This window comes from Nocardioides sp. Soil805, assembly GCF_001429625.1.
Lineage (GTDB): Bacteria > Actinomycetota > Actinomycetes > Propionibacteriales > Nocardioidaceae > Nocardioides.
Genome location: NZ_LMSU01000001.1, coordinates 653,792 through 665,745, shown reverse-complemented (window position 1 = coordinate 665,745; position 11,954 = coordinate 653,792). Strand labels below are relative to the sequence as shown.

The window sequence follows — 11,954 nt, the reverse complement described above, 5'->3', positions numbered from 1 at the left end:
GACATGGCACGCACGCTGGTGATGGTCGGGACCCGCAAGGGCCTGTGGATCGGCACCTCCGACGAGGCCCGGACGGCCTGGGACTGGTCGGGGCCGCACTTCGCGATGGAGGAGGTCTACTCCGTGCTCATCGACGGCCGCGGAGGCACGCCGAGGCTGCTCGCGGGTGCCTCGTCGAGCTGGCTCGGGCCGCAGGTCTGGCGCTCCGACGACCTCGGCGCCTCGTGGCAGGAGACGCCCAACGGCGCCATCCGCTTCCCCGAGGACGCGACGCTGCCCGACGGCAGCCCGGCCACGTTGGCCCGCGTGTGGCAGCTCGCGCCGGGAGTCGAGGACGGCGTCGTGTGGGCCGGCACCGAGCCGGGGGCGATCTTCCGCTCCACCGACCGGGGGGAGACCTTCGAGCTGGTCCGTGGGCTCTGGGACCACCCGCACCGCCAGGAGTGGAACGAGGGCTTCGGTGGGCAGGCGTTCCACACGATCCTGCCGCACCCCACCGACGGCGACTCGGTCCTCGCCGCCATCTCCACCGGCGGCGTCTACCGCACCTCCGACGGGGGCACGTCCTGGACCGCGTCCAACACCGGCGTCAAGGCGGAGTTCTACCCGGGGGAGCGCAACTACCCCGAGTTCGGCCAGTGCGTGCACAAGGTCGCCCGTGACGCCACCGAGCCGGACCGGCTGTTCCTGCAGAACCACGGCGGCGTCTACCGCTCCGACGACGGCGGGGCCTCGTGGCAGGACATCGCCCCCGGGCTGCCCTCGGAGTTCGGCTTCGCGATGGTGACCCACCCGCACCGCGCCAACACGGCGTACACCTTCCCGATCGCGGACGCCGGCGCCCGGTGGCCGGTCGACGGCAAGGCCCGCGTCTGCCGTACGACGGACGGCGGCGCGACCTGGGAGGCTCTGGGCGAGGGCTCGCTCCCCGACGGCTACTACGCGGCGGTGATGCGCGACGCGATGTGCACCGACGACCACGCCGTGCCGGGCCTCTACTTCGGCGGCCGCAACGGCGGGGTCTGGTGCTCGCCGGACACGGGCGAGACGTGGCAGGAGATCCACAAGGACCTGCCCGACGTCATGTTCGTGCGCGCCGCCGCGCTCGACTGAGCCCCGAGGGCTTCGATGACCGACTTCTCGATGTCGCGCTCGACGACGGTCGACGCGCCCGCCGACCGGGTCCACCGGCTCGTCGACGACTTCCACCACTGGCCGCAGTGGTCCCCCTGGGAGGGACTCGACCCGGCCATGCAGCGCACGTACGCAGGACCCCCGTCCGGGGTCGGCTCGATCTACCGCTGGTCGGGCAACAGGAAGGCCGGAGAGGGCGCGATGGAGATCGTCGAGTCCACCCCGGCGCGGGTGGCAGTCGACCTGGAGTTCCTCAAGCCCTTCAAGGCGCGCAACCTCACGACGTTCGAGCTCGAGCAGGTCGGGGGCGGCCACACGCGCGTCGTCTGGACGATGTCGGGCCGCCGCAACCCGGTCATGGCGATCGCGGGGCGGCTGTTCTTCGACCGGGCCATCGGCAAGGACTTCGACCGGGGACTCGCCTCGCTCAAGGCCGCGGCCGAGGCCCGCTGACGAGGCGGTCGACGCGGCCGCCTCGGGTTGTGGGCCGGCCCCGCTCCCGACCTCTGCTCCCGACCGTCCTCAGGTCGCTCTGGCGCTGCGGGTCGCTCTGGCGCTGCGGATCGTGCGCACGGTGTCCCCCAGTGCGATGACGCCGCTGACCGGTGCGAGCACCACGGGGGAGCGGCCGCCCTCGCCGGTGCGGTGGGCGCGGATCGCACGCCCGAGCCAGGGGGGTGCCGCCAGGTCGTCGAGGACGGCGGTCTTGGACACGAGCTCCCCGTCGGCCAGCGCGCGGCGGGCACGGGCCATCGTGACGATGGCGAGCTCCTGGAGGTCCCGATCGAGCCACAGCCAGGGACGACGCACCGCCCAGGTCCAGTAGCCGGCCAGCTCGGACCGCACGGCACTGCGCACGGCTGCCGCGTCCGCCGGGGGCAACACGTCGGCGGGTGATCTCTCCCGCAGTCCGCGGCCGGTCAGGGCCCACCCGTGCTGAGCCAGCTCCGCGCGCGCAAGGGGCGACAGGGCGCGCTCGACCATCCGGCCGTGGGTCCATGTCGGGTGGCGCTCACCGACGACCGGCAGCACCCCCGCGTCGACGTACACGCACCCGAGCTGCAGCCCGCGTGCCACACCCGCGTCCAGGGCGACGTGCAGCGAGCGCACGGCGGCGACGCGGCCGGCGCCCATGGGCCCGTCGACCAGGGCGACGAGGTCGACGTCGCTCACACCGATGCGGTGGTCACCGGTGGAAACGGACCCCCCGACCCACACGTCGGTCACCCAGCCGAGCTCCACGAGACGGGCGGCGAGCTCGTCGATCGCCTCGCTGACCCGGGTCACGTACCCATCTTGACCTGTCCGCGCCGGGAACGCTCGGCGTCACGCCGGTCGCCCCGCACGACTGCCGGCTCCGTGCTGGCACCTGCTGCGCCCAGCGCAGCAGCTCGCACCACGCGGTGGGCCTGTCGGCGCGCTGGCACCTGCTGCGCCCTGAGCAGCAGCTCGCACCACGCGGAGGCGCCGACGTCACGGGCCGGTATCGGTGGCACACGGAACGCTGTGTCGGTGGCACGTGCTTTCGTCCAGGACCTCGGCCGAGCGACGTGGTCGACCGGGCACGGGACCTGACAGGAGTGGCGAGATGGGGGAGAGCAGGAGCATGGAGGAGCCGATCGCGACGTCGCACGACGCCGGGGTCGACCACGAGCAGGTCGGCGGCCTGGTCCGGCGGGTGCGGCGGGTGCTCGACTGCTCGCAACGCGGGCTGGCCGGTCGGCTGGGCGTCGACAGGTCCAAGGTGGCGCGGTGGGAGACCGGTGCCCTCGCCATGGGTGTCGCCGACCTGGAGTCGGTGCTCGCCCTGGCGGGGTTCAGGCTCGTGGTGGTCGACAGTGAGGGTGCGGTCGTCGGGACCATGCGTGAGGACGCCGTCCGCGACCGGGCGGGTCGGCGGTACCCGGCCCACGCGGACCCGAGGCCCGGGGGATGGTGGACCCCGCGCGACAGCTGGCTCACCGCGCGCGAGCTCGACGAGGAGCGCCGGTCGGCCGCGTTGGGAGATCCGCGGATCTTCTACGGCCTGGGGTGGCTGCGGGACCTCGAGCGTCACTTCTACGGAGTGCCGTACGACCATCCGACGCTCGCCGACGTGGTCGCCATCCTGAGGGTCCAGGACGCGGAGCACCCTCGTGCCTGCTGAGACGGGGGCGGGGTCGGTGACGCCGCCGGACTAGCCTGACGCCATGACCCAGCCGACCAGCCAGACGACGGGACAGCAGCCCGACATCAAGCCCCGATCCCGCGACGTCACCGACGGCCTCGAGAAGGCCGCGGCCCGCGGGATGCTCCGCGCCGTGGGCATGGGCGACGACGACTGGGTCAAGCCCCAGATCGGCGTCGCGTCGAGCTGGAACGAGATCACCCCGTGCAACCTGAGCCTCGACCGGCTCGCCAAGGCCGTGAAGAACGGCGTGCACGCCGGCGGCGGCTACCCGCTGGAGTTCGGCACCATCTCGGTCTCCGACGGCATCTCCATGGGTCACGAGGGGATGCACTTCAGCCTGGTGAGCCGCGAGGTCATCGCCGACTCCGTCGAGACCGTGATGATGGCCGAGCGCCTCGACGGCTCGGTGCTCCTGGCCGGCTGTGACAAGTCGCTCCCCGGCATGCTCATGGCCGCCGCGCGGCTCGACCTGGCCAGCGTCTTCCTGTACGCCGGCTCGACCATGCCGGGCCAGGTCGACGGCAACGACGTGACCATCATCGACGCCTTCGAGGCCGTCGGAGCCTGCCTGGCCGGCAAGATCACCGAGGAGGAGGTCACCCGCGTCGAGAAGGCCATCTGCCCCGGCGAGGGGGCCTGCGGCGGGATGTACACCGCCAACACCATGGCCAGCGTCGCCGAGGCCCTCGGCATGAGCCTGCCCGGCAGCGCCGCCCCGCCGGCCGTCGATCGGCGCCGCGACGGCTTCGCCCACCGCTCGGGCGAGGCCGTGGTGGAGATGCTCCGCCAGGGCATCACCGCCCGGCAGATCATGACCAGGCCCGCCTTCGAGAACGCGATCGCCATCGTGATGGCCCTCGGCGGATCGACCAACGCCGTGCTCCACCTCCTCGCGATCGCCCGCGAGGCCGAGGTCGACCTGACCCTCGACGACTTCAACCGGATCGGCGCCAAGGTGCCGCACATCGGTGACCTGAAGCCGTTCGGGCGCTTCGTGATGAACGACGTCGACAAGATCGGCGGCATCCCGGTCGTGATGAAGGCGCTGCTCGACGCCGGCCTGATGCACGGCGACACCCTCACCGTGACCGGCCGCACGATGGCCGAGAACCTCGAGGCCCTCGCCCCCCAGCACGTCGACGGCGAGGTGTTGCGCCACCTGGACCGCCCGATCCACGCCACCGGTGGCCTCACCATCCTGAAGGGCTCGCTGGCCCCCGAGGGCGCGGTCGTCAAGAGCGCCGGCTTCGACGACTCGACCTTCACCGGCACGGCGCGTGTCTTCGACGGCGAGCGCAAGGCCCTCGACGCCCTGACCGCCGGGGAGATCAAGCCCCGCGACGTCGTCGTGATCCGCTACGAGGGACCGAAGGGCGGCCCCGGGATGCGCGAGATGCTGGCCATCACCGGCGCCATCAAGGGCGCCGGACTCGGCAAGGACGTCCTGCTCATCACCGACGGGCGCTTCTCCGGTGGCACCACCGGGCTCTGCGTCGGCCACATCGCCCCCGAGGCCGTCGACGCCGGTCCGATCGCGTTCATCCGCGACGGCGACCAGATCACCCTCGACGTGGCCCACCAGACCCTGGACGTCGAGCCTGCCGAGGGGAGCGAGTCCTGGGAGGACCGCAAGGTCGGCTGGGAGCCGCTCCCGCCGAAGTACACGCGCGGTGTCCTCGGCAAGTACGCCAAGGTGGTCCAGTCCGCCGCTCACGGGGCCGTCACCAGCTGACCGCTCCGGCACGGCCGGCCACGAGCGCAAGGCGGTGAAGCCGCAAGGCGGTGAAGTCGCAGGGCCGTGAAGTCGCACGGGCCGTAAATAGGACACAGCCCCAGATCGCCGGGGGGTTGATCGGGGCTGTGGTCCAAGGCGCGTGGCGCCTCGCCTCCAACTGTAGGGCAGTGCGGGACCTGTGCAAAGGTCCCGCACTGCCCCGAGGTGCGGGTCGGCTCAGGCAGGCAGAGCCAGACGCCCGAGGATCTGGTTGAGCAGGTCGGTGATCTGACCCAGCAGGTTGCTCAGCAGGCCACCGCCGTCGAGCAGGCCGGCCACCGCGCAGAGCAGGTTGCCCAGCAGGTTGCCGGCGCCGGAGACGGCGACGATGTCGAGCAGCACGCGGTTCAGGCTGACCGTGAGGCCGAGCACGTTGAGGTCCAGCGGGCCCAGCACGAGGTTGAGGACGTCGCAGTCGGCGCGGTTGGCGGCGCGGGCGTTGAGCAGGGTGCCGTTGGCCTTCTTCACCGGGACGAGGCGCTTGACCTTGAACGTCTTGGTGGCGCCCGACTTGGTCTCGAACGCTCCGCGGATGACGCCCTTGGCGAAGACCTTGCCGTCCTTCTCGACGAAGCGCTTCGGCGTGAACGACCCGGTGACCTTGCGTCCCGTGGACGTCTCACCGACGAGCTTGCTCTTCATCTTGCCCTCGGCCGTCTTGGCGACGGTCGTCCAGTCGCCGGGTGCGGCGGTGGCGGGGGCGATGCCGACGGTGCTGAGACCGACGGCCATGGCGATGGCCGCGACGAACGTGACGGTCACGGTGCGAATGCTGGTGATCATTGAATCCCTCCCAAGATTCGGCCACGCTGACAGCGGAGCCTCCGACCGAACTTACGTACCTATTTGTGAGGAGGGACAGTGGTTCCCCTCCCTGCGGGTGGAGTCACCGCCGGGATGCCGCGGCGCGGAGCACGTCCGGTCGGGCACGTTCTGAGAAGGTGTCCGCATGAGCGACCTCGCCACCGACACCACCGCGGCGTACGCCGCAGCGCTCGACGCAGCAGATCCGCTGGCCGCCCACCGGTCGGAGTTCGTCGGCGCCGACACCTCCCTCGTCTACTTCGACGGCAACTCGCTCGGCCGTCCGCTGGCCGTCACCGGCGAACGCCTGCGCGCCTTCGTCGAGGAGGAGTGGGGCGGGCGCCTCATCCGTGGCTGGGACGAGCGCTGGTACGACCTCCCGCTCACCCTCGGCGACGAGATCGCCCGCGTCAGCCTGGGCGCCGCGCCGGGCCAGACGACCGTCGGGGACTCGACCACGGTGCTGCTCTACAAGCTCATCCGCGCGGCGGTCGACGCGCGCCCGGGCCGCAGCGAGATCGTCATCGACTCCGACAACTTCCCCACCGACCGCTACATCGTCGAGGGCATCGCCGCCGAGCGCGGCCTGACCGTGCGGTGGATCGAGGTGGACCGCGCCGCGGGCGTGACCCTCGAGCAGGTCCGGGGGGCCGTGGGGGAGCGGACCGCCGTCGTGGTGCTGAGCCAGGTCGCCTACCGGTCGAGTCACCTGGCCGACGTCGAGACGATCACCCCCGTCGTCCAGGACGCCGGCGCGCTCATGGTCTGGGACCTGTGCCACTCCGCCGGCTCCGTCCCGGTCGAGCTGGACCGCTGGGGTGTCGACCTCGCGGTCGGCTGCACCTACAAGTACCTCAACGGCGGACCCGGGTCGCCGGCCTTCGCCTACGTGGCGCAGCGCCACCTCGACGGCTCGGCGGGTGGGCCGGCCCTCCAGCAGCCGATCCAGGGCTGGATGGGCCACGCCGACCCGTTCCTCATGGGTCCCGGCTACCAGCCGTCGGGCGGCGTCCGTCGCTTCATCTCCGGCACCCCCGCCGTGGTCGGCATGCTCGCCATGCAGGACATGCTCGCCCTGCTCGAACGCACCGGTATCGACGCCGTGCGTGCCAAGTCGCAGGCGCTCACGTCGTACGCCGTCGACCTCGCCGACGTCTGGCTCGTCGAGCACGGCGTGACCCTGGCCTCTCCCCGCGACCCCGCGCTGCGCGGCGGGCACGTCACGTTGCACCACGAGCGGATGCGCGAGGTCACCGCGGCGCTGTGGGAGCGGGACGTGATCCCGGACTACCGCGACCCCGGGGGCCTGCGGATCGGGCTGTCGCCGCTGTCGACGTCGTACGCCGAGGTGCACGCCGGCATGTCGGCGATCCGCGACCTGCTCAGTGGGACCTGACCCAGATCAGCTCGTCGGCGGCCCACTTCTGCGTCGCGACGACGGCCAGCCGTCCGAGGGCGTCGGGCATCGAGCCCTGGCCGATCTCGGCGCTGTGGGCGACGCCCCAGGCCCGCCCGACAGCGTTGTTGTGCAGGTCGACCCGGGTGTCGTGCGGGGTGTCGCGACCCTCCTCGTGGGCGGCCGCGACCGCCTCGGCCACGGCTGCCCCGTGGCGCCCGGCGATGTAGGCCTGCCACACGAAGTGCCGGATCGCGTTCTGCATCCCCGGCGTCCCGTCGGTGTGCGACGCCGCCACCTGGACGGCCGCGGCGGAGGCGGCCATCACGTCGGCGGCGGCCGAGCTGCTCGCGCCGGCCGCCCGGGCGGCGTTGAAGACGTGCGGGGCGCCGGCGACGGCCTGGGCCGCCTTCTTGAGCCGGTCGAGGGGCGAGGTCATCGGACCACCGTGCCAGACGTGGCCGCTCGCCGCTCCTACGATGGCCCGATGTCCCGGATCCCCCCGCTCCTCGGCACCGCCCTGCTCGCCCTCGTCCTGGCCGTCCCCGCGACCGCCGCGACCGCCCCGGCCGCCGCCCGCGCCGACGGTGCGACGTCGTACGCCGCCGACGCGGTGCGCGCCACCAACGCCGCCCGCGCGCGTCACGACCTCCGGGCACTCCGCAGCACCCGCTGCCTGCGCCGCGCGGCCACCCGCCAGGCGCGCGCGATGGCGCGCCGTGAGTCGATCTGGCACCAGGACATCGGTGCTGTGATGAGCACCTGCGGCCTCGGCTCGGTCGGGGAGAACGTCGCCGCCGGCTACCCGAGCGGTCGCGCCGTGGTCACCGGCTGGATGGGCTCGGAGGGGCACCGGGCCAACATCCTCGAGCCCCGGTACCGACTGGTCGCGGTCGCCGCCCGGCGCGGCGGGTCCGGCACCTGGTACGCCGCGCAGGTCTTCGGTCGGCGGTAGCCAGTGTCGGTGCGCGCTGGCAGGGTGGGGCGCATGGACCAGAGGATCTCCTTCGTGACCCTCGCCGTGCGCGACCTCGGCGCCTCCCGCACGTTCTACGTGGACGGGCTCGGCTGGGAGCCGGCGGTCGACGTGCCGGGGGAGGTGCTGATGTTCAAGGCCGGCGACAGGCTGGTGCTGTCGCTGTGGGACGTCGACGCCTTCACCGCAGAGGTGGGGCAGGCGCCCGGGGGAGGGCTCGCCCCGCTGACGCTCTCCCACAACCTCGCCACCACCGACGGCGTCGACCGGGTGCTGGAGCAGGCCCGCGTGGCCGGCGCCCAGCACGTCAGCGACGCGGTCGAGCGCGAGTGGGGTGGCTACTCCGGCTACTTCGCCGACCCAGACGGCTTCCGCTGGGAGATCTGCTTCAACCCAGGACCCATCGGCCAGGAGGTGCTCCCGTGAGCGACAGCACGAGCGATCGAGTGACGTACGACGACGTGGCCGCGGCCGGCCTCGACGACTGGCGGATGCTGGTGACCGGGATCCACGCTCGGTTCCGCACCGGCAGCTTCGCGGCCGGGGTGCGCCTGGTCGACGCCATCGGTGCGGCGGCCGACGAGGCCGACCACCACCCTGACGTCACCCTGACCTACCCGCGCGTCGACGTGGCCCTCGTCAGCCACGACGTCGGCCGCGTGACGGACCGCGACCTCGCACTCGCCCGCAGGATCAGCGAGATCGCCGCCGAGCAGGGCCTCACGGCCGACCCCTCCGGGCTGCAGCAGCTCGAGCTGGGGCTCGACTCCCCGGACCAGTCGGCGGTGCTGCCCTTCTGGCGCGAGCTCCTGGCCTTCCGCGCCGGCGACGACGACATCACCGACCCCCACGGACGGCTTCCCGCGGTGTGGTTCCAGGAGTCGGGCAGCGACGAGCCGCGACAGCGCTGGCACCTCGACGTCTGGGTGCCCGGCGACCAGGTGCAGGCCCGCATCGACGCGGTCGTCGCGGGCGGGGGCCGGCTGGTCGCGGAGTATCCCGAGCACTCCTTCTGGGTGCTGGAGGACGCACAGGGCAACCGCTCGTGCGTCTGCACCGCGCAGGGACGCTGACCGCGGAACCTGCGTCAACGGGTCACATCCCGAGACGGGCGTACCAGATAGTGGGACAGGTGGCAGACTCGGTTGACGTCGGATCGACTCGACGGCGACGGTAGGCGCATGCGCTCCCAGACATCCGCACGGATTCTTGTACGCACGCGACGCGTGAGCTGACAGCCCCAGGCTGAGAGCTCCACGCGTCACCCCTCGTTGCCCACCGGGCCGAGGGGTTTTTTGTTGGCAGGACACAGTTGTTGGCCAGGATCATCACGACGAAGGAAGCACCATGAGCGAGACGGGCATCACGGGAGTCCCCACCACGGGGAAGCCCACGTCGGGCGAGGGCATGACGGGCGCGCAGAGCCTCGTGCGGTCCCTCGAGAGCGCGGGTGCCACCGACATCTTCGGCATCCCGGGCGGCGCCATCCTCCCGGCGTACGACCCGCTCATGGACTCCACCCGCATCCGCCACATCCTGGTCCGCCACGAGCAGGGCGCGGGGCACGCCGCCCAGGGCTACGCCGCGGCGACCGGCCGGGTCGGCGTCTGCATGGCCACCTCGGGTCCGGGCGCGACCAACCTAGTGACCCCCCTCGCCGACGCGCACATGGACTCCGTGCCGCTGGTGGCGGTCACCGGACAGGTCGGGGCCAGCATGATCGGTACCGACGCCTTCCAGGAGGCCGACATCCGGGGCATCACGATGCCCATCACGAAGCACAACTTCCTGGTCACCGACCCGCGCGACATCCCGCGCACGATCGCCGAGGCCTTCCACATCGCCTCGACGGGCCGCCCCGGCCCGGTGCTGGTCGACGTCGCCAAGTCGGCGCTGCAGGCGCAGACCAGCTTCACGTGGCCCACCGAGCTGCAGCTGCCCGGCTACCGGCCCGTCACCCGCCCGCACAGCAAGCAGATCCGCGAGGCCGCGCGGCTGATCCTCGAGGCGCGCCGCCCGGTCCTGTACGTCGGCGGCGGCGTGATCCGGGCCCGCGCCTCGCAGGCGCTGCGCACGCTGGCCGAGGCCACCGGGATGCCGGTGGTGACCACCCTGATGGCCCGCGGCGCCTTCCCCGACAGCCACCCCCAGCACCTCGGCATGCCGGGCATGCACGGCACCGTGGCCGCCGTCGCGGGCCTGCAGAAGAGCGACCTCATCATCAGCCTCGGGGCCCGTTTCGACGACCGGGTGACCGGCAACCTCGACTCCTTCGCGCCGGGCGCCAAGGTCATCCACGCCGACATCGACCCCGCAGAGATCGGCAAGAACCGGCACGCCGACGTGCCGATCGTGGGGGACTGCCACGAGGTGATCGCCGATCTCGTCGCGCTGCTGGCCACCGAGGCCGACGCGGGGCACACGGGCGACTACGAGGCGTGGGTGGAGTTCCTGGCGGGGGTCAAGAAGCGCTACCCGCTCGGCTACGACACCCCGGCCACCGGCCTCGCCCCGCAGTACGTCATCGAGCGGCTCGGCGCCATCTCCGGGTCCGACACGATCTTCACCTCGGGCGTGGGCCAGCACCAGATGTGGGCGGCGCAGTTCATCGGCTACGAGAAGCCCAACACCTGGCTCAACTCCGGCGGCCTCGGGACGATGGGGTACGCCGTCCCGGCCGCGATGGGCGCCAAGGTCGGCATGCCCGACAGCGTGGTGTGGGCGGTCGACGGCGACGGCTGCTTCCAGATGACCAACCAGGAGCTGGCCACCTGCGCGATCAACGACATCCCGATCAAGGTCGCCATCATCAACAACGAGTCCCTCGGCATGGTCCGGCAGTGGCAGACGCTCTTCTACAACGAGCGCTACTCCAACACCGACCTGCACACCGGACCCGACCGACGCATCCCCGACTTCGTCAAGCTCGCCGACGCCTACGGCTGCGTGGGCCTGTCGTGCGAGTCGCCCGAGCAGGTCGACGCCACCATCGAGAAGGCCATGGCCATCGACGACCAGCCCGTGGTCGTGGACTTCCGCGTCCACCGCGACGCCATGGTGTGGCCGATGGTCGCCGCCGGGACCAGCAACGACGAGATCAAGTACGCGCGCGACCTCGCGCCCGAGTTCGACGAGGACGACCTGTGACCAGCACGCACACCCTCTCGGTCCTGGTGGAGAACAAGCCGGGCGTCCTGGCCCGCATCGCCGGGCTCTTCAGCCGCCGCGGCTTCAACATCGACAGCCTCGCGGTCGGCCCCACCGAGCACCCCGAGGTCTCCCGGATGACCATCGTGGTCAACGTCGACGAGTCCCCGCTCGAGCAGGTGACCAAGCAGCTCAACAAGCTCGTGGAGGTCATCAAGATCGTCGAGCTCGACCAGGCCGGCTCGATCGACCGGGAGCTGATGCTGGTCAAGGTCCGCGCCGACGCGGCCACCCGCGGCGCCGTCCTCGACGCCGTCCAGCTGTTCCGGGCCAAGGTCGTCGACGTGGCCCCGGACGCCATCACCATCCAGGTCACCGGCAACTCCGACAAGCTCGGCGACTTCCTGCGGGTGCTGGAGCCCTTCGGCATCCGCGAGCTCGTCCAGTCGGGCATGGTCGCCATCGGCCGCGGCTCCCGCTCGATCAGCGAGCGCAGCCTCCGCCCGGTGCCGGTCCCGGCGCCCGTCGCGGCACCCTGATCCACCAGACACGA

13 protein-coding genes are annotated in these 11,954 nt (G+C 72.1%); 10 read left to right on the top strand and 3 right to left on the bottom strand.

Annotated features, from left to right (window positions below):
* Positions 1-3: 3 nt before the first annotated feature.
* Positions 4-1,113: a WD40/YVTN/BNR-like repeat-containing protein gene (locus ASG94_RS03330; protein ID WP_056926257.1), complete on the top strand. Its 1,110-nt coding sequence runs from the start codon at positions 4-6 to the stop codon at positions 1,111-1,113.
* Positions 1,114-1,128: 15 nt separating this feature from the next.
* Entirely contained in the window at positions 1,129-1,587 is a 459-nt protein-coding gene (locus ASG94_RS03325; RefSeq protein ID WP_056924983.1) for an SRPBCC family protein, read from the top strand.
* A 69-nt stretch (positions 1,588-1,656) separates the two neighbouring features.
* Here the strand turns inward: ASG94_RS03325 and ASG94_RS03320 are convergent, their stop codons facing one another.
* Positions 1,657-2,421 carry a nucleotidyltransferase domain-containing protein gene (locus tag ASG94_RS03320; protein WP_056924982.1) on the bottom strand — a complete coding sequence of 255 codons (765 nt, stop codon included), beginning with the start codon at positions 2,419-2,421 and terminating at the stop codon, positions 1,657-1,659.
* A gap of 301 nt (positions 2,422-2,722) precedes the next feature.
* On the opposite strand from ASG94_RS03320, the gene ASG94_RS03315 reads away from it, so the two are divergent.
* On the top strand, positions 2,723-3,280 hold the full coding sequence (locus ASG94_RS03315) for a helix-turn-helix domain-containing protein (protein WP_156411396.1): 558 nt from the start codon (positions 2,723-2,725) through the stop codon (positions 3,278-3,280).
* A gap of 43 nt (positions 3,281-3,323) precedes the next feature.
* Complete coding sequence (ilvD, locus tag ASG94_RS03310; RefSeq protein ID WP_056924980.1) at positions 3,324-5,036, top strand: dihydroxy-acid dehydratase; 1,713 nt, start codon at positions 3,324-3,326, stop codon at positions 5,034-5,036.
* A 219-nt stretch (positions 5,037-5,255) separates the two neighbouring features.
* Here the strand turns inward: ilvD and ASG94_RS03305 are convergent, their stop codons facing one another.
* Positions 5,256-5,840, bottom strand: coding sequence for an ABC transporter substrate-binding protein (locus tag ASG94_RS03305; RefSeq protein WP_156411395.1), 585 nt, complete (start codon positions 5,838-5,840; stop codon positions 5,256-5,258).
* Positions 5,841-6,027: 187 nt separating this feature from the next.
* Here ASG94_RS03305 and ASG94_RS03300 point away from each other — a divergent pair, with 187 nt between their 5' ends.
* Positions 6,028-7,278, top strand: a complete 1,251-nt coding sequence (locus ASG94_RS03300; RefSeq protein WP_056924978.1) for a kynureninase — start codon at positions 6,028-6,030, stop codon at positions 7,276-7,278.
* Here the strand turns inward: ASG94_RS03300 and ASG94_RS03295 are convergent.
* Entirely contained in the window at positions 7,265-7,717 is a 453-nt protein-coding gene (locus ASG94_RS03295) for a DUF6973 domain-containing protein (protein ID WP_056924977.1), read from the bottom strand. The genes ASG94_RS03300 and ASG94_RS03295 overlap by 14 nt on opposite strands.
* Positions 7,718-7,765: 48 nt before the next feature.
* Between ASG94_RS03295 and ASG94_RS03290 the strand changes: the two genes are divergently transcribed.
* The 5 genes from ASG94_RS03290 (at position 7,766) to ilvN (ending at position 11,940) form a co-directional block, all read left to right on the top strand.
* Positions 7,766-8,233, top strand: a complete 468-nt coding sequence (locus tag ASG94_RS03290; protein ID WP_056924976.1) for a CAP domain-containing protein — start codon at positions 7,766-7,768, stop codon at positions 8,231-8,233.
* A 33-nt stretch (positions 8,234-8,266) separates the two neighbouring features.
* A complete protein-coding gene (locus ASG94_RS03285) occupies positions 8,267-8,680 on the top strand; it encodes a VOC family protein (protein ID WP_056924975.1) in 414 nt (137 codons plus the stop codon).
* A complete protein-coding gene (locus ASG94_RS03280; protein WP_235537110.1) occupies positions 8,677-9,327 on the top strand; it encodes a 4a-hydroxytetrahydrobiopterin dehydratase in 651 nt (216 codons plus the stop codon). The genes ASG94_RS03285 and ASG94_RS03280 overlap by 4 nt, the downstream gene beginning before the upstream one ends.
* 274 nt (positions 9,328-9,601) lie before the next feature.
* Entirely contained in the window at positions 9,602-11,401 is a 1,800-nt protein-coding gene (locus ASG94_RS03275; protein WP_056924974.1) for an acetolactate synthase large subunit, read from the top strand.
* Complete coding sequence (gene ilvN, locus ASG94_RS03270; protein WP_056924973.1) at positions 11,398-11,940, top strand: acetolactate synthase small subunit; 543 nt, start codon at positions 11,398-11,400, stop codon at positions 11,938-11,940. Before ASG94_RS03275 ends, ilvN begins: the two co-directional genes overlap by 4 nt.
* Positions 11,941-11,954: the final 14 nt, after the last annotated feature.

Coding starts and splice junctions, on each gene's coding strand:
- ASG94_RS03275 (WP_056924974.1), top strand. CDS start 9,602: ATGAGCGAGACGGGCATCACGGGAGTCCCCACCACGGGGAAGCCCACG.
- ASG94_RS03285 (WP_056924975.1), top strand. CDS start 8,267: ATGGACCAGAGGATCTCCTTCGTGACCCTCGCCGTGCGCGACCTCGGC.
- ASG94_RS03330 (WP_056926257.1), top strand. CDS start 4: ATGGCACGCACGCTGGTGATGGTCGGGACCCGCAAGGGCCTGTGGATC.
- ASG94_RS03315 (WP_156411396.1), top strand. CDS start 2,723: ATGGGGGAGAGCAGGAGCATGGAGGAGCCGATCGCGACGTCGCACGAC.
- ASG94_RS03290 (WP_056924976.1), top strand. CDS start 7,766: ATGTCCCGGATCCCCCCGCTCCTCGGCACCGCCCTGCTCGCCCTCGTC.
- ASG94_RS03295 (WP_056924977.1), bottom strand. CDS start 7,717: ATGACCTCGCCCCTCGACCGGCTCAAGAAGGCGGCCCAGGCCGTCGCC.
- ASG94_RS03300 (WP_056924978.1), top strand. CDS start 6,028: ATGAGCGACCTCGCCACCGACACCACCGCGGCGTACGCCGCAGCGCTC.
- ilvD (WP_056924980.1), top strand. CDS start 3,324: ATGACCCAGCCGACCAGCCAGACGACGGGACAGCAGCCCGACATCAAG.
- ASG94_RS03325 (WP_056924983.1), top strand. CDS start 1,129: ATGACCGACTTCTCGATGTCGCGCTCGACGACGGTCGACGCGCCCGCC.